At 63.5% G+C, this 21,984-nt stretch carries 26 protein-coding genes and 1 pseudogene; 15 read left to right on the forward strand and 12 right to left on the reverse strand.

Going from position 1 to position 21,984, the window contains the following annotated elements; all coding sequences use genetic code 11:
• Positions 1-26: 26 nt before the first annotated feature.
• The 3 genes and pseudogenes from ACS5Q1_RS25075 to ACS5Q1_RS25085 all read right to left on the reverse strand — a co-directional run bounded on the left by ACS5Q1_RS25075 (position 27) and on the right by ACS5Q1_RS25085 (position 2,206).
• Positions 27-869, reverse strand: coding sequence for a universal stress protein (locus ACS5Q1_RS25075; RefSeq protein ID WP_473100763.1), 843 nt, complete (start codon positions 867-869; stop codon positions 27-29).
• A gap of 66 nt (positions 870-935) precedes the next feature.
• Positions 936-1,916, reverse strand: a pseudogene (locus tag ACS5Q1_RS25080) (zinc-dependent alcohol dehydrogenase family protein); the annotation flags it as partial.
• Entirely contained in the window at positions 1,913-2,206 is a 294-nt protein-coding gene (locus ACS5Q1_RS25085; protein ID WP_473100726.1) for a hypothetical protein, read from the reverse strand. The pseudogene ACS5Q1_RS25080 and the gene ACS5Q1_RS25085, both read right to left, overlap by 4 nt.
• Positions 2,207-2,448: 242 nt before the next feature.
• Between ACS5Q1_RS25085 and ACS5Q1_RS25090 the strand changes: the two genes are divergently transcribed.
• The 4 genes from ACS5Q1_RS25090 (at position 2,449) to ACS5Q1_RS25105 (ending at position 5,443) form a co-directional block, all read left to right on the forward strand.
• Positions 2,449-2,919: a pyridoxamine 5'-phosphate oxidase family protein gene (locus tag ACS5Q1_RS25090; RefSeq protein WP_473100727.1), complete on the forward strand. Its 471-nt coding sequence runs from the start codon at positions 2,449-2,451 to the stop codon at positions 2,917-2,919.
• Positions 2,920-3,054: 135 nt separating this feature from the next.
• A complete protein-coding gene (gene cax, locus ACS5Q1_RS25095; RefSeq protein WP_473100728.1) occupies positions 3,055-4,188 on the forward strand; it encodes a calcium/proton exchanger in 1,134 nt (377 codons plus the stop codon).
• A gap of 8 nt (positions 4,189-4,196) precedes the next feature.
• Complete coding sequence (locus ACS5Q1_RS25100) at positions 4,197-4,628, forward strand: potassium channel family protein (protein ID WP_473100729.1); 432 nt, start codon at positions 4,197-4,199, stop codon at positions 4,626-4,628.
• A 200-nt stretch (positions 4,629-4,828) separates the two neighbouring features.
• On the forward strand, positions 4,829-5,443 hold the full coding sequence (locus ACS5Q1_RS25105) for a DUF938 domain-containing protein (protein WP_473100730.1): 615 nt from the start codon (positions 4,829-4,831) through the stop codon (positions 5,441-5,443).
• A 10-nt stretch (positions 5,444-5,453) separates the two neighbouring features.
• Here ACS5Q1_RS25105 and ACS5Q1_RS25110 read toward each other — a convergent pair whose 3' ends face one another.
• Together ACS5Q1_RS25110 and ACS5Q1_RS25115 are read right to left on the reverse strand one after the other, a co-directional pair.
• Complete coding sequence (locus ACS5Q1_RS25110) at positions 5,454-5,978, reverse strand: DUF2243 domain-containing protein (protein WP_473100731.1); 525 nt, start codon at positions 5,976-5,978, stop codon at positions 5,454-5,456.
• Positions 5,979-6,007: 29 nt separating this feature from the next.
• Complete coding sequence (locus tag ACS5Q1_RS25115) at positions 6,008-6,466, reverse strand: hypothetical protein (RefSeq protein ID WP_473100732.1); 459 nt, start codon at positions 6,464-6,466, stop codon at positions 6,008-6,010.
• A gap of 108 nt (positions 6,467-6,574) precedes the next feature.
• Between ACS5Q1_RS25115 and ACS5Q1_RS25120 the strand changes: the two genes are divergently transcribed.
• From ACS5Q1_RS25120 to ACS5Q1_RS25130, 3 genes are read left to right on the forward strand one after another with little or no spacing between them, the layout of a single operon-like run.
• Positions 6,575-6,910: an ArsR/SmtB family transcription factor gene (locus ACS5Q1_RS25120; protein ID WP_473100733.1), complete on the forward strand. Its 336-nt coding sequence runs from the start codon at positions 6,575-6,577 to the stop codon at positions 6,908-6,910.
• A 12-nt stretch (positions 6,911-6,922) separates the two neighbouring features.
• Positions 6,923-7,348 (forward strand): YeeE/YedE family protein, encoded by a 426-nt coding sequence (locus ACS5Q1_RS25125; protein WP_473100734.1) that lies wholly within the window; start codon positions 6,923-6,925, stop codon positions 7,346-7,348.
• A gap of 3 nt (positions 7,349-7,351) precedes the next feature.
• The gene (locus ACS5Q1_RS25130; protein WP_473100764.1) at positions 7,352-7,810 is read left to right on the forward strand and encodes a DUF6691 family protein; all 459 of its coding nucleotides are present in this window, start codon (positions 7,352-7,354) and stop codon (positions 7,808-7,810) included.
• Positions 7,811-7,862: 52 nt separating this feature from the next.
• Here ACS5Q1_RS25130 and ACS5Q1_RS25135 read toward each other — a convergent pair whose 3' ends face one another.
• From ACS5Q1_RS25135 to ACS5Q1_RS25150, 4 genes are all read right to left on the reverse strand, one after another.
• On the reverse strand, positions 7,863-8,834 hold the full coding sequence (locus tag ACS5Q1_RS25135) for an IS630 family transposase (protein ID WP_473100735.1): 972 nt from the start codon (positions 8,832-8,834) through the stop codon (positions 7,863-7,865).
• A 193-nt stretch (positions 8,835-9,027) separates the two neighbouring features.
• Positions 9,028-9,414, reverse strand: a complete 387-nt coding sequence (locus tag ACS5Q1_RS25140; protein ID WP_473100736.1) for a DUF302 domain-containing protein — start codon at positions 9,412-9,414, stop codon at positions 9,028-9,030.
• A 10-nt stretch (positions 9,415-9,424) separates the two neighbouring features.
• Complete coding sequence (locus tag ACS5Q1_RS25145) at positions 9,425-9,868, reverse strand: protein tyrosine phosphatase family protein (RefSeq protein WP_473100737.1); 444 nt, start codon at positions 9,866-9,868, stop codon at positions 9,425-9,427.
• A 232-nt stretch (positions 9,869-10,100) separates the two neighbouring features.
• Positions 10,101-10,880, reverse strand: a complete 780-nt coding sequence (locus ACS5Q1_RS25150; RefSeq protein WP_473100738.1) for a sulfite exporter TauE/SafE family protein — start codon at positions 10,878-10,880, stop codon at positions 10,101-10,103.
• 171 nt (positions 10,881-11,051) lie between these two features.
• Here ACS5Q1_RS25150 and ACS5Q1_RS25155 point away from each other — a divergent pair, with 171 nt between their 5' ends.
• Positions 11,052-11,939, forward strand: coding sequence for an MBL fold metallo-hydrolase (locus ACS5Q1_RS25155; RefSeq protein ID WP_473100739.1), 888 nt, complete (start codon positions 11,052-11,054; stop codon positions 11,937-11,939).
• Between the two features lie 241 nt (positions 11,940-12,180).
• The gene (locus ACS5Q1_RS25160) at positions 12,181-13,290 is read left to right on the forward strand and encodes a site-2 protease family protein (RefSeq protein ID WP_473100740.1); all 1,110 of its coding nucleotides are present in this window, start codon (positions 12,181-12,183) and stop codon (positions 13,288-13,290) included.
• A gap of 123 nt (positions 13,291-13,413) precedes the next feature.
• Here ACS5Q1_RS25160 and ACS5Q1_RS25165 read toward each other — a convergent pair whose 3' ends face one another.
• Positions 13,414-13,965, reverse strand: a complete 552-nt coding sequence (locus tag ACS5Q1_RS25165) for a Spy/CpxP family protein refolding chaperone (RefSeq protein ID WP_473100741.1) — start codon at positions 13,963-13,965, stop codon at positions 13,414-13,416.
• 199 nt (positions 13,966-14,164) lie between these two features.
• On the opposite strand from ACS5Q1_RS25165, the gene ACS5Q1_RS25170 reads away from it, so the two are divergent.
• Complete coding sequence (locus tag ACS5Q1_RS25170) at positions 14,165-15,190, forward strand: class I fructose-bisphosphate aldolase (protein ID WP_473100742.1); 1,026 nt, start codon at positions 14,165-14,167, stop codon at positions 15,188-15,190.
• Between the two features lie 101 nt (positions 15,191-15,291).
• Here the strand turns inward: ACS5Q1_RS25170 and ACS5Q1_RS25175 are convergent, their stop codons facing one another.
• A complete protein-coding gene (locus ACS5Q1_RS25175) occupies positions 15,292-15,609 on the reverse strand; it encodes a hypothetical protein (RefSeq protein WP_473100743.1) in 318 nt (105 codons plus the stop codon).
• On the reverse strand, positions 15,569-15,889 hold the full coding sequence (locus ACS5Q1_RS25180; protein ID WP_473100744.1) for a hypothetical protein: 321 nt from the start codon (positions 15,887-15,889) through the stop codon (positions 15,569-15,571). Before ACS5Q1_RS25180 ends, ACS5Q1_RS25175 begins: the two co-directional genes overlap by 41 nt.
• Before the next feature lie 138 nt (positions 15,890-16,027).
• On the opposite strand from ACS5Q1_RS25180, the gene ACS5Q1_RS25185 reads away from it, so the two are divergent.
• The 5 genes from ACS5Q1_RS25185 to ACS5Q1_RS25205 are packed head-to-tail and all read left to right on the forward strand — an operon-like array spanning position 16,028 to position 21,981.
• Positions 16,028-16,504 carry a formate dehydrogenase subunit gamma gene (locus tag ACS5Q1_RS25185; protein ID WP_473100745.1) on the forward strand — a complete coding sequence of 159 codons (477 nt, stop codon included), beginning with the start codon at positions 16,028-16,030 and terminating at the stop codon, positions 16,502-16,504.
• Entirely contained in the window at positions 16,501-18,057 is a 1,557-nt protein-coding gene (locus ACS5Q1_RS25190; protein WP_473100746.1) for a formate dehydrogenase beta subunit, read from the forward strand. The genes ACS5Q1_RS25185 and ACS5Q1_RS25190 overlap by 4 nt, the downstream gene beginning before the upstream one ends.
• A 12-nt stretch (positions 18,058-18,069) precedes the next feature.
• Positions 18,070-20,913 carry a formate dehydrogenase subunit alpha gene (fdhF, locus tag ACS5Q1_RS25195; protein WP_473100747.1) on the forward strand — a complete coding sequence of 948 codons (2,844 nt, stop codon included), beginning with the start codon at positions 18,070-18,072 and terminating at the stop codon, positions 20,911-20,913.
• On the forward strand, positions 20,900-21,742 hold the full coding sequence (gene fdhD / locus ACS5Q1_RS25200; RefSeq protein ID WP_473100748.1) for a formate dehydrogenase accessory sulfurtransferase FdhD: 843 nt from the start codon (positions 20,900-20,902) through the stop codon (positions 21,740-21,742). Before fdhF ends, fdhD begins: the two co-directional genes overlap by 14 nt.
• On the forward strand, positions 21,739-21,981 hold the full coding sequence (locus ACS5Q1_RS25205; protein ID WP_473100749.1) for a formate dehydrogenase subunit delta: 243 nt from the start codon (positions 21,739-21,741) through the stop codon (positions 21,979-21,981). Before fdhD ends, ACS5Q1_RS25205 begins: the two co-directional genes overlap by 4 nt.
• Positions 21,982-21,984: the final 3 nt, after the last annotated feature.

The following is a 21,984-nucleotide window of genomic DNA, read 5'->3' on the forward strand; positions in this document are numbered from 1 at the left end:
GTGCCCGAGTGCCGTGCCTCTTCCGATCAGTAGGAGAGGAACAGGGGCACCGGCGCGTTCTTGAGCATTGACTGGGTCGTACCGCCGAGGACCATTTCGCGCAGGTGCGAGTGGACATAGGCGCCCATCACGATCATGTCGGCCCGCGTCAGGTGGGCATGGTTGCGCAAGGTCTCGGCCACGTCGCCATTCATGGCCGGCAGCGCCAGGACATTCACCGTGACGCCATGGCGGGCGAGATGCGGCGCGATCTCAGCACCGGGCACCGTGTGCGCCAGGTCCTTCTCGCCCGTAACGCTGACCAGCTCGACCTGATTGGCGGCCCGCAGGAACGGCAGGGCGTCATTGAGCGCGCGCGCCGCCTTGGCGCTGCCATCCCAGGCCACGGCGATCCGGTCGCCCGCGAAAGTCTCCCGGCCCTGCGGCACGACGAGGAGAGGCCGGCCGCTGTCCATGAGTACGGCCTCGATCAGTCCCCGATCGACAGCGAGGGAAACCGGCTCCGAGTCCAGGATCGTGAGATCATGGGTGCGGGCGAGGGAAGCGAGGTTCTTGACGAGGGCCGGATAGGCAAGCTGCGGCGCCTGCGCGGTGCAGGCGAGGCCCGATGCCGCCGCGGCGCGTTGGGACGAGTCGGCGACCGCGCGAGCAAGAACGTCCAACCGGCGGTTCTCGGCGGCCACGAGCCCTTCGGCGAAGGCGCTGATGAAGGCATGCGTCACGGTCAGTTTCAGCGAGGCCGCCTGGACGGTGACATGGGCGTCGGCCTGGCGGGCCAGCGACAAGCCATAGGGCAGGGCAGCCGAGTGTTCCTCGGCTTCGCCTTCCTCCGTGATCCCGATCAGGATGCTGCGAATGTTCTGGAGCATGGTTTCCTCCCTCTGAACCTGTGGTTCGATTTCTCGATGCAACAACTTCTGTTCCTGTCGTGCTTGGGGAACCAGGACCGCGGCTCCTTGGAGCCGTCCTGACCGCAGATCGTTCAAGGCGTCGTTGGCGGCCTCCAGCGGATAGCGCACTGTCTGCGTTCTGATCCGGGCCTCGGGGACAATGGCCAGGAAATCCAAGGCATCCTGACGGGTCAGGTTGGCAACGGACACAACCTGCCGCTCCTCCCAGAGAAGCCGATAGGGGAACCGAGGAATGTCGCTCATGTGGATGCCGCCGCAGACGACGCGTCCGCCCTTTCGCACGGCACCGAGCGCCAAGGGCACAAGATCGCCCACGGGCGCGAAGATGATCGCTGCATCGAGAATTTCTGGTGGTGCCTCATTCGAGCCACCGGCCCAGACAGCGCCGAGCGAGCGGGCAAAATCCTGAGCAGCGATATCGCCCGAGCGCGTAAAGGCAAAGACATGTCGTCTCTGCCAAGTGCAGACCTGGGTGATGATGTGAGCCGCGGCACCAAAGCCGAAGATGCCGATCCTCTCACCGGAGCCTGCGGCCACCAGCGAACGCCAACCGATCAATCCGGCGCAGAGGAGCGGAGACAGTGCGACGGGATCATCGTCCTGCGGCAGGCTGAAAGCATAGGCCGCATCGGCAATCACGTGCGAGGCAAAGCCGCCGTCCCTGGTATAGCCGGTGAATAACGGCTCATCGCATAGGTTCTCATGTCCCGAGAGGCAGTAGCGACAATGGCCGCAGGTATGGCCGAGCCAGGGAATGCCGACGCGTTCCCCCAGCGTGTGATTGCGGACTCCGGAACCGAGCGCCTCCACCCGTCCGACGATCTCATGGCCGGGGGTGACGGGAAGCTTGGGATGCGGCAGGTCGCCATCGACCACATGCAGATCGGTCCGGCACACCGCGCAGGCTTCTACCGCGACGCGGATCTCGCCTGCACCGGGCGACGGCAGCGGGCGCTCCTCCAGAATCAGAGGTGTGCGCGCCGTGTGGAGGACCATGGCCTTCATGGCATGCCTCGACGGAAGGCAGCTTCCATTCGCTCTCGGAGCGCCTCGATTTCCTGGACGTACGGCGCGCGCCGCTTGCAATGGGTTTGCCAAAGATCAGCGATCAATTGATCCTTGCGGGCATCGTCCATCGGCCTGCTCTCGATCACCAGCAGATTGCTCGCGTGGGCGACATCGATGTCGGCGAGGAATGCGAGCAGCGACTGAAGCCGCGGGAGGATGTCCGGCTCATAGACCCCATGTCCCTTCCGCTCACTTGAAACATGCGAACGCTCATCACTGACGATCATGGAGCCCTCCGCCGTAGGTCCGGTTCGTGAAAAGCTCGCCCATGTCTAATTATACGCGAAGATCGGACTGGATGCTGTCGGGATGCGCGGCAGCCCGACAGGAGACACAAGAGCCGTTCTCAACAAACCTGGACAAATCATGGGTGGCTCTGTTCGTCCCGGCATTGATCCAAATCAAAGCAATTGGGCGAGAACGAAGCCATCATAGGCTGACAAAGTCCGTCCGCTGGAAGGACGTCGCCATGGATGCAAGACTTCGCGATGAGATCCTATCCATTCTCGATCGTGCGAACGACATGACAATCGCGACGATCCGCCGGGACGGATACCCGCAGGCCACGACGGTCAGCTTCGCCAACGACGGGTTGGACATCTACTTCGGATGTTCGGAGGAGTCCCAGAAATTCCTGAACATCAATCGCAACGGCAAGGTATCCCTGACGGTCAATCTTCCCTACGGGAACTGGGGTGAAATCCGCGGCATCTCGGCCGGAGGACATGCAATCCACCTCACGGACCTGCGCGAGATCGAGCGGGCAGGACAGCTTCTGCTGCAGAAATTTCCTCAAGGAATTGCAGAATACGCCTCGGGGCCGCACGTGGGCATCGCGTTCTTCAAAGTCGCCCTGAACGTGATCTCCGTTCTCGATTACCGAAAGGGCTTCGGCCATCGGGATCTCGTCAGCAACGAACCCGGCCTGACGTCAGCTTAGACGCAATGGAGGCTCCCGGCAGCCGCTTCGTCGGAAGACTCAAACTGTCAATGACCTGTCCCAGCCGGTCAAGCGCGGAACTCCGCCTGGATTAGGATGGCGGTGAAAGGCACGGGCAGAAACGGGGAGCACGTCATGACGGACAAGCCTGTCCCTGGCAGGCACCCGGTGATCGAGTCATCGCTGCTCAGGCCCTCGATCCTGTGGCTTTTACCTCTCGCTCCCGTCGCCGCCCTTCTCGACCTCTCGGACAGCGTGCCAGCCGGCGTCGTCTTCTTCTGTGCCGCCCTGGCGATCGTGCCGTTCGCGAAGCTCATCGTTCAGGGCACCGAGCAGGTTGCCGTTCACACCGGCGCCACGATCGGCGGCCTGCTCAATGCAACCTTCGGCAATCTGCCGGAACTGATCATTGCCCTGGCTGCGCTGCGGGCTGGCCTGCTGGAGATGGTCCGCGCCTCCATCGTCGGGGCGCTGCTCGCCAATCTTCTGGTGGCCCTCGGCGTCTCGTTCCTGCTCGGCGGCCTTCGCCATCACAGCCAGGAATACAACCCGAATGCGGTCAGAACCTACTCGTCGATCATGGTGCTGGCCTGGATCAGCCTGGCGCTCCCAAGTGCATTCCATCGCGCCCTCGGGACTGAACCCTACCAGGATCAGCATGCGACGCTCGACTTTGTCGTGGCTGTCATCCTGCTCGGGCTCTATGGGCTGTTTCTGCTCTATTCCCTGAGAACCCATCCCGAGACATTTGCCGAACTGAACGGGCCCGCATCGCACGAGGAGGCCATCGAGCATCCCAGCCTCAGATGGGCTGTCGCCACCTTGCTGATTGCATCGGTCGGTGCGGCCTGGATGAGCGAGCTTCTTGTCGGCGCCGCCGAGCAGGCGGGGCATTCGCTGGGCATGTCGCAGATGTTCATGGGGGTCATCGTGCTCGCCCTCGTCGGCGGTGCGGCGGAGTCAGGATCCGCGATTGCCATGGGGCGGGCCAACCGGGTCGACCTCAGCATCGGCATCGCCCTGGGAAGCTGTGTGCAGATCGCCCTGTTCGTCGCCCCGGTCCTGGTGCTGATCGCGCCGGCGATGGGGCAGGCGCAGTTCCGACTGGTGTTCTCGCAGGCCGAGATGTGGATGCTATTCGGAGCAGTGCTCCTCGGAGCGACGGTTGCGACCACCGGTCAATCCAACTGGTTCAAGGGCGCTCAGCTGCTGGCTCTCTACATCATCATCGCGACCGTACTGTACTTGGTTCCCGTTGCTTCGCCATAGTTATTAATATGCTGCGACAGCTTCTCATGGGCGGCGCCATCAGCCTCTGTAACATCGCCATTCATGCAATCGTGATGGCGACGGTGGTGGGCACCGCCCGCAACGCCTTGAAATGGGAACGCAGCCGATCTCAGGGTTGGCTTGCCGCCGTCATGGTTGCCACCGTCGGCATCCTGATGGTTGCGCATGTTGCCGAGGTGCTCATGTGGTCCTTAGCGTATGCGATCCTTGGTGTGGTGCCGGCCGGAGCCGATGTCCTGTACTTCGCCTTCGTCAATTACACGACGCTCGGCTATGGCGATGTCGTGCCGCTCGAGCGCTGGCGGCTGCTCGGCCCCATGGCAGCCATGAACGGCGTTCTGCTGTTCGGCTGGTCGACCGCCGTTATCTTCGAGGTGCTACGACAGGCGATGCGAAACCGCGATAGGGCCGGACTGTAAGTGAAGGGGGGTGATTGTTTTGACAAACATGCAGACCGTCAGCCGCTCCTGACACCGAGCGGTCCTGCCAGAGGGTGGCCTCATGCCGGCTGGAATAACTTGGCCGTCCAGAACTGGCGCGGTTAGCGTATTCTGGCACTCTGGATCCGGCGCAGTGATTTGCATCTCCTGATGCAGATCGGAGGAGTACGACGGTCGCAATGACGAACTCACACAATCCGAACCGGGCTCTGACATCGCCATCGGTGGCGCGGAACCGCGATCCGATCCTGGCCGTCCTCCGACGGGTTCTTCCCCAAGCTGGGACGGTTTTGGAGATTGCCAACGGGACCGGGGAACATGCCGTCTACTTCGCCGCCGCGTTGCCTCACCTGACATGGCAACCCACAGAACATGACGAACTGGCCCTGGGCAGCATCGCTGCCCATCGAGCGGCTTCGGGATTATCCAATCTTCTTGCGCCGCTAGCGCTCGATGCTGCCGCTCCAGAGTGGCCGGTGGCGCAGGCCGATGCGGTGGTGGCCATCAACATGGTCCATATTTCTCCCTGGCGGGCGACGCAGGGGCTGATGGCCGGAGCAGGGCGGATTTTGCCCCCGGGAGGGGTACTCTATCTCTACGGGGCTTACAAGGAGAACGGCGCTCATACGGTGCTAAGCAATGCGGCCTTCGATCAGGACCTCAGGTGGCGGAATCCGGAATGGGGCGTCCGCGACCTCGATGAGGTGGCGGAGCTCGCACGGACCCACGGGCTGGACCTCGTTGAACGCATTCCAATGCCCGCCAACAATCTGAGCCTCGTGTTCCGCCGATAGAAAGCTCCGTTCAGGCCGAACGGTGCCTTGGGGCTGCGGCTCTGTTCGCGGTCTCCCGTCGGCCGGCCCGCAGCAGGAGCCAGCCGCCGATCAGCATCGCCGCGCCCCAGACCAGGAAGCCGATGTCCCAGTAAATCCACTGCTCCCGTGGCACCGTCTCGTTGACATGGTGGATGCCAAGGATCTGGTGGTCGACAATGCCCTCGACGAGGTTAAAGAGGCCGAAGCCCATGAGGAGCGTGCCCGGCAGGAGCTTGCCCGACCAGCGGATGTGGTTGGTGCGGGAATAGCGCCAGAGGATCCAAAGACCGAGCGCCGTGAAGATGTCGGTGCTGGCGTGGAAGAGCCCGTCCCAGAGCGTGTTTACCTCCAGGTTCTCGACGCTGTCGGGCGGGTAGCCGGCGCTGGTGAGCATGTGGTGCCATTGCAGGATCTGATGCAGCACGATGCCATCGAAGAGCCCGCCGAGGCCAAGCCCGAACAGGATACCGGCTGAGACCGGAAAGCCTCCGGTGGTTCTTTCATGACCGTTCATGACGGCCTCCCAAGCTGAGCCAGCACCGCTTAGAGACGCGCCGCCTGCAAGGCATGGCTGGCCCGGCTGTCATGATCATGAGGATCCGGTCCGATGGGACCGAAGTCGCCCCGGAGTGCCTTCAGGGCATAGCGCTCGGTGTCGATCTCCCGGGCGGTGCGGAAGCCGATGCGCCGCAGGGTCGGCACGGACGGGCACCAGCCCTGAACTGCGTGCTGGAACAGGAATGCGGTGACCAAAGCGGGAAGGACCAACCAGCGTTTGTCCACCGCTGCCCCGAGCACCACGCCGGTAAAGGCCAGGGCCGAGGCATTAGCCTCCAGCATGCGTTCGATGTCCCATTCGCGATCAAGCTCATGCAGCCGGCGTTCGATCCGCTCGGGACGGGCCGCATGCCAGCGTACGCTCTCCGCGATGGTCATTTCGATCTGCCGGTTGACATCCCGGCGCGTGTGCCGCGGAACGCGGTCGATTGTGCTCGCAACCATGGCCTTGTTCTCCAGCTTCAACAAGGTGGATGTTCCAAGGTTCGAAGCCCTTGCATATAAATTAGAAAATGCTAAATTAGTTCCAACCGATATTTGGATGGCGGACGAATGCCCAAACTTGCATTGGACCTTGAGACGTTTGAGAAGCAGGCGACGGAGGTCGCGGACATTCTGCGGGCGCTCGCCAATGAACGGCGGCTGATGATCCTGTGCAAGCTCGTCGAATGGGGCGAGGCCAACGTCAACTCACTCGTCGAGGCTGTTGGCTTGTCCCAATCTGCCCTTTCGCAGCATCTCGCCAAGATGCGGGACGAGGGCATCGTTGCCACTCGGCGTGAGAGCCAGACCATCTGGTACCGCATCGCCGATCCACGCATCGAGCAACTCTTCGCCACGCTGTACAGCCTGTACTGCAAGCAGGCCAAGGCAGGCAAATCTACCTAAGCGGTGACCATCATGGAAAACTTCACCCCTGTTTCCGCCCTAGCCGGTGGCTTTCTGATCGGCTCATCCGCAGCCCTGTTCCTGGTGCTCAATGGGCGCATTGCCGGCATCAGCGGCATTCTCGGCGGCCTGATCCCACCCGAGCGCGGCCAACTCGGCTGGCGCCTCGCTTTCTTGGCTGGGATGTTCATCGCGCCCTTGGTCTATGTCATGGCCGGCGGCACGCTGCCGCCCGTGACACTCGAAGCTTCCCTGCCTCTGCTGATCGTGGCGGGGCTGATCGTCGGCTTTGGTACCCGTCTCGGGGCAGGCTGCACCAGCGGCCACGGCGTCTGCGGCATCGGAAGGGGCTCACCCCGCTCTCTCGTCGCCACGGGTGTCTTCATGGTTTCCGCCATTGCCACCGTCTTCGTCACCCGTCACGTGATCGGGATTTAGATGATGCCCCTGATCCTGTCCGCCTTCACATCCGGCCTGATCTTCGGCCTCGGGCTGATTATCTCGCAAATGGTCAACCCGGCCAAGGTGCTCGGCTTCCTCGACATCTTCGGCCATTGGGACCCCAGCCTCGCCCTTGTCATGGGCGGAGCCGTCGTAGTTTCGGCGATGGGTTTTCTCGTTGCCAAGCGTCGCGGCGTGCCGGTGCTCGCGCCGCGTTTGGAGATTCCGACCCGCCGCGACCTCGATCCGCGCCTCATTGGCGGCGCTGCGTTGTTCGGCGTTGGCTGGGGTCTCGCTGGCCTGTGCCCCGGCCCAGCGCTGGTGGCGCTGACATTCGGTCCTCGCGAAGTCTTCGTCTTCGTCGCCGCGATGATCGTCGGCATGGCCATCTTTCGCCTTGTGCCGGTGGAATGGCCCCAGGTCACGTTCCGGCGTGAGGCCTCCCAAGTGGACGGTTGAGGTACGCCGCTGCACACCGCACTTCCCTTAAGAAGGCTAGAGCCTCGGGCATTCAGACGAATCCATATCCGGCAGCGGTGAAGTAGTTGCGGCATGCCTCGGGCTCGAACAAGTTGCAGATGTCACCGATGGCGCGCCACAGCGCCTCGAGCGTTCGGGCCTCGGCTTTGCGCAAGTGCGATTTAATCTGGGAGAAGGCCTGCTCGATCGGATTCAAATCCGGACTGTAGGGTGGCAGGAACAGGAACCAGGCCCCCCTTTGCTTCAGGCACTGCGCGGCTTTCTCGCTTTTATGCGCCGGCAGGTTGTCGAGGATCACCACGTCGCCTTGCGACAGGGTTGGGGCCAACTGCGTCTCCACATAGGTCTCGAAGATCTGCCGGGTCATTGGCCCGTCGATCACCCAGGGCGCTGATAGTCCAGAGCAGCGCAGGCCCGCGATGAAGGTTTGGCTCAGCCAATGGCCAAAGGGCGCCTTGGCATACAGACGCTGCCCCTTGGGACAGCGGCCGCGCAGGCGCGTCATCTTGGTTGAGGTGCCGGTTTCATCGAGACCCGAAGGGCCGCGAAGCGAAACACCAGCCGGTGCGGCTCTTGGCGCATGCGCGGCTGACGCTTCGTGCGCCAATGATCGCGCTCTTGCCGCACGTCGGCGCGTCCTTGTTCGCTGGCCCGCAGCGTTTTTTTTGAAGCGGTAGCCGTTGCGGCGGAACCAGTGCGAGATCGAAGCGGGCGTGACCTTGGTGCCGAGGGCCGCCAACTCCGCGGCCAGTTGCGGCATGGTGATGTCATCCTTCTCGGTCACACGGCGGATAAGGAAGTCGCGATGCGGGTCGAGCTTGGAGTAGCGCCAGCCGCCTTCCGGCTTGGGTGCCAGGCTGCCGGTGGCCCGATACGCCGCCATGAGCCGGACCACGAACGCGACCGAGACCTCGAAGTGCCGGGCTGCGGCATGGCAGGAATGGCCCGCCTCGACAAAGCGCGCCACCCGGCGGCGCAGATCCAGCGAGTAGGACTTGGTCATCGCTCATCTCCTGCAAAGAGAGCCGAGATGAGTGAATCACGAAGCCGCTACGCCGCATAGCCCCAACGATTCCGTCAGAATTGCCGGTGCTCTAACTTCCGTTGAGAACAGTAAGCGGTCCAAGCCATCCCATTCGGGACAAGATTACGGCATTGAGACAGTCCGCGAAAGGCGAAACGCCGGTTGCCTCGAACTAGATCCGGGAGACGGCGTTCTCCAGCTTCGAGCGAACGGTCCGCGCCTTCTCGGCCAGTGTCGGGTTTTCGATCGACTGCATGGACGCAACTGGATCGACCGCCGCGATCTCGATCCGATCGGGCGCGAGTTCCTGCACGATGACATTGCAGGGCAGCATCGTGCCAACCTTGTCCTCGATCTGAAGCGCCTCATGGGCCAGCAACGGGTTGCAGGCCCCGAGAATGCGGTAGGGGCGGAAGTCCACATCGAGCTTGCGCTTGAGCGTATCCCTGATGTCGATCTCCGTGATGATGCCGAAGCCCTCCTGCTGCAGGGCTTCGGTCGTGCGGGCAACCGCCTCGTTGAACGGCATGGAAACAGTCTTCGCCAAATAGTAGGTCATGGCATTCTCCTTACTTTGAGTCCGCAGGTGGGTTTCGAGAAGCCGCCTCGATCTGGGAACGCAAGGTCTCCAGGTTGTAACCAGCCTCTGAAGCCGTCTGCAGGATCTCGTTCGGCGAGAGCCTGTCGCTGGCGGCCAGCGCCCAGAGGGTGGTCGAGCGCGTGCCGGTCCGGCAGAAGGCCAGAGCAGGCTTATCAGCCTCCGACAGAGCCGCCCTGAACGCTTCGACCTGATCGTTCGACAGCTGGCCCGATACGACCGGGATGTGCCGGTAATCGAGCCCCAAGCGCTTTGCGACTGCCGCGAGCTCCTCGCTGCGAGGCTGGTCCGGAGCCTCGCCGTCAGGACGATTGTTGATGATGGTCCCGAAGCCGGCAGCCGCGGCTTCCTCAAGATCCTGTTCGGTCAGCTGCGGGGCGACCGAGACGTTTGGCGAAAGCCTGACAGGTTTCATGCGAGATCTCCTCTTCAGCAGGATGGGTTTGGCCTGCTCCAGGTCGGCAGGGTGGCGAAGTTGGCGAGCCCCGCCTGCCGGGCGACAACCGAGCCGTACTTGAGCACGGAGAGGGTCGGGACGCCTTGCACGCCAAGTCTGCCGGCCGGTCCTCCGGGATCCGGTTGACCGCATCATAACGGGGCAGACAACATGGAAGGACGTCACCATGGATACCGCCTGAGTTGCGGCCTCAGAGCAGATTGAGGCTGCGAACCAGCATGTAGATGGAAACAACAAAGACCAGTGCGGCGAAAACGGTGTTGAGCGCGCCCTTCGCGACGGCGAGCTTCGTGGCCAACCGTGCGCCGAGCAGACCGCCGAGAACGCCGCCGCCGATGAACAACGCCGCGAGGGTCCAATCGATCAACCCGGAAAAGGCGTAGTTTGCCGCCGTGATGAGGCCGAAGCCGGTCACCGCCACAAGCGAGGAGCCGACCGCATAGAGGATCGGCATGCCCGTCGCCAGGATCAGCCCCGGGACGATCAGGAAGCCGCCGCCGATGCCGAAGAAGCCCGAGAGGGCGCCCGTCGCCAAGCCGATCCCGACCAGCCTGAAAAAGTTCTCCCGACCGAGCCGGACGCTCTCGTCGCCCTCGCCGGAGCGTTGACGCAGCATCAGGGCGCCGACCACCATCATCAGTACGGCAAAGAGGGCGAGCAGTTTCTGGCCATCGACCATTTTGCCCAGGGTCGAGCCTCCGAAGGCGCCGATGACCCCTGCCACGGTGAAGACGAGGGCGCAGCGCCACTTCACGTTTTTTACCCGGGCGTGGTTGGCAAGATTGATAGCCGCATTGGCCGCCACGGCAACCGCGCTCGTGCCGATGGCCACGTGCGGATTCGCCACGCCCACGAGATAGACGAGGAGCGGCACGGCCAGGATCGAGCCGCCTCCGCCGACGAGGCCGAGCGTGAAGCCGACGAGCGAGCCCGAGGCCAGCCCGAGGACGCCTTGGGTCAACGATAGCATTATTGTGTCCTCCTGAGCCGACAGTCGGCCCGGTTCCACAGGGCTCAACGGGGCCCAAGGGATTGTGACGGCCTGTCGGGAGCCTACATTAAATTAGGCATATCTTATTTAGAGATATCTAATATATTATCAACAGCAACGGCAGAAGATGCCGCAGAGGAGGTTCAGACCATGTCAGGCCAACCCATCATCCGGGCGTTCTTCGACGAGCCCACCAACACGATCAGCTATCTCGTGACCGATCCAGCGACCAGGAAAGCAGCGATCATCGATCCTGTGTTCGACTACGATCACAACTCGGGCACGGTCGACACCCGTTCGGTCGAGGCGATGCTCAAGGCAGCCGAGGAAGCGGGTTACACAGTCGAATGGGCGTTGGAGACCCACGCCCATGCCGATCACCTCTCGGGTGCGCCCTATATCAAGGCCAAGACGGGGGCGAAGATCGGCATCGGCGAGCACATCAAGGACGTGCAGAAGATGTTCCGGCCGATCTTCAACGCCACCGATCTCGACACCGAGGGCAAAGACTTCGACCATCTGTTCAGAGACAACGAGCGCTTCAAGATCGGCGAGCTCGACGTGGAGGTGCTGCACACCCCCGGGCACACCCCGGCGGACGTGTCCTACAAGGTCGAGGATGCCGTGTTTGTCGGCGACACGATGTTCATGCCCGATTACGGCACCGCCCGCGCCGACTTCCCGGGTGGGGATGCGCACAAGCTCTACCGCTCGATCAAGCGCCTGACCACGTTCCCGCCCGAGACGCGGCTGTTCATGTGCCACGACTACAAGGCTCCTGGGCGGGATGAGTACGCCTGGGAAACCACGGTTGCGGAGCAGCGCGAGAAGAACGTGCACGTGAAGGAGGGCGTCACCAAGGAGGAGTTCGTCGCCATGCGAACCGCTCGCGATGCGAAGCTCGCGGCACCGCGGCTGCTGCTGCCCTCGATGCAGACCAACATCCGCGCCGGCAAGTTCCCACCCGCCGAGGCGAACGGTGTCCGGTATCTGCGGATCCCGGTGAAGCTGAAGGGCGGGGCCGAGGACGTCGTCTAACCCGTCCATGGCGCCGGCCGAGCCAAGGGCCGGCGCTCCTTCATCTGAGCGTGACTGTCACTGCGCCGAAACGGTGTTAGAAACGTCTCTAGCTTGGGTTTGCCACCGGAATTCATGGCTGTCGCAACTCAGCTTGCGGGGTGCCCACGCATACTGCCACGAGCTCACCGTATTTCTCCTGACTTCCGAACCGGCTCCACCAGCCCTACCTTGAGCGTCGCCAGCTCGCTTGGAGACCCTCATGCTCTGGCCGATCCCGATTGCTCGCATTGCCGGCACGGTGGTGCGTGTTCACGTGACCTTCCTGCTCTTCCTGGTCTGGATCGGCGGAGCGCAGTGGCGGCTCGGCGGGCAGGAGGCGGCGTTCGAGGGCGTCCTGTTCATGGTGCTCCTCTTCGCCTGCGTGCTGGCGCATGAGTTCGGGCACATCCTCGCCGCCAAGCGCTACGGCATCCAGACGCCGGAGGTAACGCTCTGGCCCATCGGCGGCGTGGCGAGCCTGGAACGAATCCCAGACAACCCGCGCGAGGAGCTGGTGGTAGCCGTGGCAGGTCCGGCCGTGAACGTGGTGATCGCGGGCCTTATCATTCTCTTCCTCGGCATGAGCCTCGACACCGCTGCGATGACTGAGCTGGAGAACCCGCGCGCTGGTCTCATGGCACGGCTTGCCGCCGCCAACGTCTTCCTCGTGGTGTTCAATCTAATCCCCGCCTTTCCCATGGATGGCGGTCGGGTGCTGCGGGCGCTGCTGGCCATGCGCATGAACCACGTGGAGGCGACCCGCATCGCGGCCCGGATAGGCCAGGGCGCGGCCTTCCTGTTCGCGCTGGTGGGGCTCTTCTTGAACCCGATGCTCATCGTCATTGGCCTGTTCATCTATCTCTCGGCAACGGCCGAATCCCAGCATGTGGCCTTCAAGGACGCGACCCTGGGGCTGCCGGTGCGCGATGGCATGGTGAGCCCGGTCGAGGTCCTGTCCACCGCCGCGTCCCTCGACGACGCGGTCGACCTCCTGCTCCGCACCTCGCAGAGGGAGTTCCCCGTAGTGGACAGCTCAGGATTCCCACGCGGCCCTCTCACCCGGGATGGCCTCATCGTGGCCCTGCGCCAGGGCGGCCCCGCCACACCGGTTCTGGAGGTGATGACACGGGACCTGCCGACGGTGCTCGACTGGCAGCCTTTCGATGCCGCGGTCGCGCTTCTGAATCAGTCCAAGGCTCCAGCCCTCCTGGTGCTCGACGCCAGGCAGCGGCTCGTGGGGCTCCTGACGCCGGAGAACATCGGAGAAATGATGATGGTCCGCAGCGCTCGCCCCGATTGGCGCTTCCGCAATCGCCAGGCCTATGCGTGACGGCGGCCGACCAAGTCCTTTCCCACCGCAATCCTGAGGATAGCGACGGAATGAAGGCTCCTATTCGGGAGCTGGGCAACTGCTGGGTCAATGGGGCCGCCACTACGGAGCCGACCGGCGGCCTCAGCGGTCGTCATCGTCGCCATCATCGCCGAACCAGCCGCGCATCAGGGCGCGACGGCCCGGCCCCATCATACGGCTCATCATGCCGCGGGGGCCAGCCCGGAGGAGCGCCTGGAGCCGGCGCTTCTGGGCATCGTCGAGCGTTGCATAGAGCGGAGCCGCGGCATCTGCGAGTTCCCGCATCGCGTCCGCGCCCTGGGCCATTCGGTCCGCCATGCTGCGGAGCAGAGCCACGGGATCGTCGGCTGTCATGCCGCGGCCCTGGCGCATGGTCTGCATGTGGGTGAGGTGCAGGTTCGCGAGATTGCGCATGGTGTCCTCGACGGGAGGCCACAACTTCTCCTGCTCGGTGGTCAGCTTCAGGCCGGCCTTCAACGCCGCGATGTGGGCATCGACAAAGGCGCTCATGTCCTCAGGCGAGAACCGGCCCAACATGCCCCTGTCCGGACTGCCCATCATGCCGCCCGGCATCCCGCCGCTCTGCGCGCTGGCCAAGCCGCCAAGGGCGAGAAGACCTCCGACGAAAACCGCGACAGGAATCAGCTTTCTCATGGCGCTCCTCCTTCGCACCGCATTCCCGCCTGGTAGCATATCCTGCCAGTGAGCCTGACCATGTCCAAGAATGTCCTGATAGTTCGGCTAGAATATGGTTCACCGCAGCCGCGTTTGGCGAGCTGGGAGCCCGAACCATGCGTTCCTGCGTTGGATACAGAGGGGGCGCCCCCAAGCCGATGAATCGTGGAGGAAGGTGATGGATCTTGCGCAACTGGCACAAACCGCTGCGGCCATGATGCAGCCCGGCAAGGGCATCCTGGCTGCCGACGAAAGCTCGGGCACGATCAAGAAGCGCTTCGATGCCATCGGCGTCGAGTCCACGCCCGACAATCGGCGCGACTATCGCGAACTCCTCTTCCGCTCAACTGACGCAATGAGGAACTACATCTCCGGCGTCATTCTCTACGATGAGACCATCCGGCAGACTGCAAGGGACGGGACGCCTCTGGTGACGCTGATCGAGCAGACCGGCGCAATTCCCGGCATCAAAGTGGATCTCGGCGCCAAGCCGCTGCCGTTCTGCCCCGGCGAGACGATCACGGAAGGCCTCGACGGTCTGCGCGAGCGCCTCACGGAGTATGCCGGCCTCGGTGCCCGCTTCGCGAAGTGGCGGGCCGTCATCGACGTCGGCGAGGGCATTCCGACCTGGACGGCGGTAAAAGCCAATGCCCATGCCCTGGCGCGCTATGCAGCGCTCTGCCAGGAGCAGACCGTGGTGCCGATCGTCGAGCCCGAAGTCCTGATGGATGGGGCGCACGACATCGAGCGCTGCGCCACCGTGACGGAAAGCGTGCTGAAGACCGTGTTCCAGGAGCTCTATGAACAGCGGGTCGTGCTCGAAGGCATGGTGCTGAAGCCCAACATGGCGATTGCCGGCAAGAGGTCGTCACGGCGGGCGTCCGTGGACGAGGTGGCCGAGAAAACCCTCATGGTGCTGAAACGGTGTGTGCCCGCCGCCGTGCCCGGCATCGCGTTCCTCTCGGGCGGCCAGTCGGACGAGGAGGCGACCGCGCACCTCAATGCGATGAACCGGATCGGCGGCGCCCCCTGGCGGCTGACCTTCTCCTATGGCCGTGCCCTGCAGGCAGCGCCCCAGAAAGCTTGGTCCGGCAAGCAGGACAATGTCGCTGCGGCTCAGCAGGCCTTTACCCATCGGGCCAGGATGAACGGCCTTGCCTCTGTGGGCCAGTGGGAGCACGAGTTGGAGGCAAGAGCGGCCTGAACGCAGCCGCACGGCATGTGAGAGAGCCGAACCTCAAGTCACCTTAAGGCAGCCGAGTGAGCCTTCCAGATCCGCCCAGCCGTCCGACGGGAATCCATCGATCATATTGGAGAGCACTGCCAGGACACGATAGCCGTCCCGGGCCATCGTCTCGGCCGCCTGGAGGGCTCGGCCTGATCAGAGCCATGGCACAACGGGATCAGAACCTCCGCCGCGCCTTTCCCGTGAACGTGGTGGTCGTCGCCATGGCGGTTCACGCTCGTGGCGTATCGGCGCTCGGCAGCAAACGGGATCTCGGCCATGCGGGGAGCACTGCGCCGGAGCTGCGGCACGTCGAGAGCCACCTTGACCGCGAGCACCAGGAAGGCAAGATCGACGCTATCCCCGGTCGTCCCCGCCTCTCCCCAAGGCAGGGTCAAGGCTCGCGTCATTGCACAGCGTGCCGGAGCGGCCGAGGCCATCAATGGCCTGTCTGGCTGCATCCGAGGCCGGCATGCTGCCTTGGTTGAACCCGTCCGTCAGCTCGAAGCCTTCGCCGCTCACTGCGACGGTGCCATGCGCCGGCAGCCAGACGCGTTTGGCCGTGAGGCGGTTAAGCGTGGGTACTGACAAGTGGCCGGCGCTGAGGCTCTCCGGATCCGTCTCCGTCCATTCCTTGCACACGGTTGGAGCGCGTAGCCCTGCGCGGTACGTGCTCACTGCTGAGGGTCTTGAGAACACCTGACCCTGACCGGACCTTAGGTCGGCGGTTTGAAGCTCTGCCACGGCACGAGATTTATTGCGTATCGCAGCAAATTCCAGCAACCTGATCCAGCTAGAGGAATTCCAGGGGAGAACATGCGCAAGCCTCTGCCATGGAATGAGACCCGCGCGGGCGAGATCATCGCGGCGCATGCCTCACTTGAGGGCGCCGCCCTGCCGATCCTCCATGCGCTCCAGGATGAGTTCGGATGCATCCCGGAGGAGGCAGAGCCCCTCGTGGCATCAGCGCTCAACATCTCCCGCGCCGAGGTCCGTGGGATCGTGACTTTCTACCACGACTTCCGCCGTGAGCCCGCTGGCCGGCATGTGCTGAAGCTTTGCCGGGCGGAGTCCTGCCAGTCCATGGGCGGGACCCGGATTGCGCAGGATTTTCTTTCCCGTCTCGGCCTCTCCTGGGGCGAAACCACCTCGGACGGTGCCCTGACCGTTGAGGGCGTCTACTGCCTCGGCCTGTGCGCTTGTTCTCCGTCCGCTCTCTACGATGGCGAGCCACTGGGGCGGCTCAGTCCGGACACGCTCGACACCTTGGCGCGGGAGGCGCGAGGGTCATGAGCAGGATTTTCATCTCCCAGGATGCCGCATCGCTGGCGCTCGGCGCCTCCCGCATTGAAAGCGAAGTCGCCAAGGAAGCGGAGCGCCGCCACCTGCCATTGGAGATGGTCTCGACGGGATCTCGCGGGCTGTTCTGGCTCGAGCCTCTTGTCGAAGTCGAGGCCTCGGATGGGCGGATTGCCTACGGGCCACTCCAGGTTTCGGACATTGCCGGCCTCTTCGACGCCGGCTTCCTGGCGGGCGGAGCCCATGAGCGCCGCATCGGCCGTCTTGAAGATCAGCCTTATCTCTCGCGCCAGACGCGGCTGACCTTCGCCCGCTGCGGCCTTGTCGATCCGCTGTCGCTCGAAGACTACCGTTCCCATGGTGGGCATGCGGGCCTGCAGCGCGCGCTCTCACTTGAGCCTCAAACCATCGTCGATGAGGTGAAGCTCTCCGGCCTGCGCGGGCGCGGCGGGGCCGGTTTCCCGACGGGCATCAAGTGGGACACGGTGCTTCACGCAGAGGCCGGCCCGAAATACGTAGTCTGCAACGCGGACGAAGGCGACAGCGGCACCTTCGCTGACCGCATGCTCATGGAAGGGGATCCCTTCTCCCTGATCGAGGGGATGACGATCGCCGGGCTCGCCGTGGGAGCCACGAAGGGCTTCATTTATATCCGTTCCGAATATCCCCACGCTTATCGCACCATGGCGCGGGCGATCGAGATCGCCACGAACGCGGGCTGCCTCGGGGCGTCCGTTCTCAGTTCCGGCCGCGCGTTCTCGATCGAAGTGCGGCTGGGGGCGGGGGCCTATATCTGCGGCGAGGAAACGTCGCTTCTCGAAAGTCTGGAGGGCAAGCGCGGCATGGTGCGGGCAAAGCCTCCCTTGCCGGCGCTGAAGGGACTGTTCGGAAAGCCAACGGTTGTCAACAACGTCATCTCCCTGGCGACGGTGCCCTGGATCATCGCTCATGCAGCACAGGCCTATGCGAATATCGGCATGGGGCGCTCGCGCGGAACCCTTCCGGTGCAGTTGGCCGGCAATGTGAAACGCGCTGGGCTGATCGAGCTGGGCTTCGGGACGACGCTGCGCACCATCATTGAGGAGTTTGGCGGCGGCACGGCCTCCGGCAGGTCCATCCGGGCGGTCCAGGTTGGCGGTCCGCTCGGCGCCTATTTCCCTGAGAGCATGCTGGACATTCCGCTCGACTATGAGGCCTTCGCCGCAGCCAATGGCCTTCTGGGGCATGGCGGCATCGTCGTGTTCGACGACAGCGTAGACCTGGCGCAGCAGGCCCGCTTCGCCTTCGAGTTCTGTGCGGCGGAAAGTTGCGGCAAGTGCACGCCCTGCCGCATCGGTGCAGTGCGTGGCGTTGAGGTCATGGATCGGATCATTGCCGGCGAGGAGCGGGAGAAGAATTTCACGGTTCTCGACGATCTTTGCCGCCTCATGACCGATGCCTCACTCTGCGCCATGGGCGGCCTGACACCGACCCCCGTGATGAGTGCGCTCACCCACTTTCCTGAGGATTTCGACAAGGCTCCGCGCATGCCCGCGGCGGCGGAGTGAGGAGCGACGACGATGGCTCTGATCGAAGAAGTCGACTACGGCACGCCGATCCCGACGACGGCTCAGTCGGTTTCCCTGATCATCGACGGCCAGACGGTGAGCGTGCCTGCCGGCACCTCTGTCATGGCGGCCGCTATGATGATGGGGACCGAGATTCCAAAACTTTGCGCCACCGATTCCTTGGAGGCTTTCGGGTCGTGCCGACTCTGTCTCGTGGAGATCGAGGGACGGCGCGGAACACCCGCCTCCTGCACGACCCCGGTTGAGGAAGGCATGGTGGTCCATACCCAAACCGAGCGGCTTGCGGCCCTTCGGCGGGGTGTCATGGAACTCTATATCTCCGACCACCCTCTCGATTGTCTGACCTGCTCCGCCAATGGCGACTGCGAATTGCAGGACATGGCGGGCGCTGTCGGCCTGCGCGAGGTCCGCTACGGCTACGCGGGCGAGAACCACCTCGACGCTCCCAACGACACGTCCAACCCATATTTCACCTTCGAGGACGCCAAATGCATCGTCTGCTCGCGCTGCGTGCGGGCCTGCGAGGAGGTGCAGGGCACCTTCGCTCTGACGATCGAGGCCCGGGGCTTCGCCTCGCGCGTGTCGCCGGGCGGCCTCGATTTCTTCGGCTCGGAGTGCGTGTCCTGCGGGGCCTGCGTCCAGGCCTGCCCGACGGCGGCGTTGAACGAGAACAGCGTCATCGAGATGGGCTTGCCCGAACATTCGGTGATCACGACCTGCGCCTATTGCGGCGTCGGCTGCTCCTTCAAGGCGGAGATGAAGGGCAATACGGTTGTGCGCATGGTGCCCTATAAGCATGGCAAGGCCAATGAGGGCCATTCCTGCGTCAAGGGCCGCTTCGCCTGGGGCTATGCCACGCACAAGGACCGCATCACCAAGCCGATGATCCGCGAGAGGATCACCGATCCCTGGCGCGAGGTCTCATGGGACGAGGCGATCACTTATGCCGCGAGCAAGTTCAAGCGCATCCAGGCTACCTATGGCCGCGACTCTATCGGCGGCATCACATCCTCGCGCTGCACCAACGAGGAGACGTTCCTAGTCCAGAAGCTGGTGCGGGCCGCCTTCGGCAACAACAATGTCGATACCTGCGCCCGCGTCTGCCACTCGCCGACCGGCTACGGTCTAAAGTCAACACTCGGCACATCGGCCGGCACCCAGGACTTCGCCTCCGTCGATCAGGCGGACGTCATCATGGTCATCGGAGCCAATATCACCGAGGCCCATCCGGTCTTCGCGTCACGCATGAAAAGACGCCTGCGGGAGGGAGCGCGGCTCATCGTGGCCGACCCACGGCGGATTGATCTGGTCAAGTCGGCTCATGTGAAGGCGAACTATTATCTGCCTCTGAAACCAGGAACCAACGTCGCGCTCATTAACGCAATGGCCCATGTCATTGTGACCGAGGGGCTGATGAACGAGGACTATGTCCGCGAGCGCTGCGACCTGAACGATTTCGAGGTCTGGGCCCGCTTCATCGCCGATGAGCGCCACTCTCCCGAAGCCGTGGAGGATCTGACCGGCGTGCCGGCGGCGGACGTGCGGGGCGCCGCCCGTCTTTATGCCACCGGCGGCAATGCGGCGATCTATTATGGCCTTGGCGTCACCGAGCACAGCCAGGGCTCGACCATGGTCATGGGCATGGCGAATCTGGCCATGGCCACCGGCAATATCGGCCGTCCCGGCGTCGGCATCAATCCGCTCCGGGGCCAGAATAACGTCCAGGGCTCCTGCGATATGGGCTCCTTCCCGCACGAGTTCTCCGGCTATCGGCACGTCTCGGACGATGCGACGCGGCAGATGTTCGAGGCGTTCTGGGACGTGCCGTTGCAGAACGGCCCGGGGCTGCGCATCCCGAACATGGTGGACGAAGCTGTCGCGGGAGCCTTCAAGGGTCTCTACGTCCAGGGTGAAGACATCGCCCAGTCCGATCCCGACACGCAGCATGTGACGGCGGGCCTCAAGGCCATGGAATGCGTGGTGATCCAGGACATCTTCCTGAACGAGACCGCCGAGTACGCCCATGTGTTCCTGCCGGGATCCTCCTTCCTGGAGAAGGACGGCACCTTCACCAATGCGGAGCGGCGGATCAACCGCGTGCGGAAGGTCTTGCCGCCGCTCGCAGGCATGGCCGACTGGGAAGTCACGATGGCGCTTTCCAATGCTCTTGGATACTCTATGCACTACTCGCATCCGAGCGAAATCATGGACGAGATTGCTCGCCTCACGCCCACCTTTGCCGGCGTGTCCTACAAGAAACTAGACGAACTCGGCTCGGTGCAATGGCCCTGCAACGACGCGGCCCCGACAGGTACACCTGTGATGCATGTCGACCGTTTTGTGCGCGGCAAGGGCAAGTTCATGCTGACCGAGTTCGTGCCGACGGAGGAGCGCACGGGACCACGCTTTCCGCTGATCCTCACCACAGGACGCATCCTGTCACAATACAATGTCGGCGCTCAGACGAGGCGCACCGAGAACAGCCTCTGGCACGACGAAGACATTCTGGAGATTCATCCCTTCGACGCCGAAAGCCGAGGCATCCGCGATGGCGATCTGGTTTCGCTCGAGAGCCGTTCGGGCGAGATCTCGCTCCGCGCCAGCATCAGCGAGCGCGTGCAGCCGAGCATCGTCTACACGACCTTCCATCACGCCAAGACCGGCGCTAATGTCGTCACGACCGACTATTCCGATTGGGCGACGAACTGTCCGGAATACAAGGTGACGGCCGTGCAGGTCCGCCGGACGAACCGACTCTCCGATTGGCAGGAGAGGCACGATGCGGACAGTCAGACCCTGACTCGGATCGAGGCCGGCCTCCATGCCGCTGAATAGGACACCGTTGACGGCTCCCGCCGCGTTGGAGACTCCCGCCGCGATCATCCCGTTCGGGGCCCACGAGGTGTTACTGGCAAGCCGAATGGTTCCTGTCGAGGTGCCGGTCAACATCGTCTATGGTGGCATTCCCTTCGCCATCATGATGATGACCCCATCTGATCTTGAGGACTTTGCGGTCGGCTTCAGCCTCACCGAAGGCGTCATCGACAAGCCTGCCGATGTCCGCTCGATCCGCCTGGCGACCGAAGAGCGTGGGATCCGGCTTGAGGTCGATCTCATGGCTGACCGCCTGCATCGGCATCTCGCCCGAAGGCGAGCTATGGCCGGGCGCACGGGATGCGGTGTGTGCGGCATTGACGATCTGGAGGCTCTGCCAAAGGCGTGCTCGCCTGCGGGCTCGGCACCAACCGTATCGGTTCAAGCCATCAGGACGGCCCTCGACGGGCTTCGGAGCAAGCAACCGTTGAACTGCCTCACAGGAGCTATGCATGCGGCGGCCTGGGCCGATCTCGATGGGAAAATTGCGATGGCGCGTGAGGATGTCGGACGCCACAATGCCCTCGATAAACTCATCGGCGCCCTCTGCCGGAAAGGAGGTCAACCGGAACAGGGATTCGTAATTGTGACCAGCCGCTGCTCCTTCGAGTTGGTCGAGAAAGCAGCATCCTTCGGTGCAAGAACGCTCGTCGCGATCTCCGCCCCGACATCCCTCGCGCTGGAACGAGCGCGGTTGCATGACATCACGCTGATCGGCATCGCGCGGCAGGACACGATGACAGTCTTTCATGGACTTGAGCGGGTCCGCGGGCAGGAAGTCGTGGCATGAGCACCGAGAAGCTGATTCGCATGGCGAACCAGATCGCAGCCTTCTTCCGACCATATCCGGAGGAGGAGGCTATAGCCGGAATCCGAAATCACCTCATGGCCTTCTGGACCCCTCGCATGCGGGGTGCCATTGCAACCTACGCCGGTCAGGAAGGTGACAAGCTGGACCCTCTTGTTCTCAAAGCGGTGCAGCCATTTCGGATGCAAGAGAGCCCGACGGGGACGCGAGAGCACGCATGAGCA

The sequence above is a fragment of the Microvirga sp. GN3 genome, from assembly GCF_055792825.1.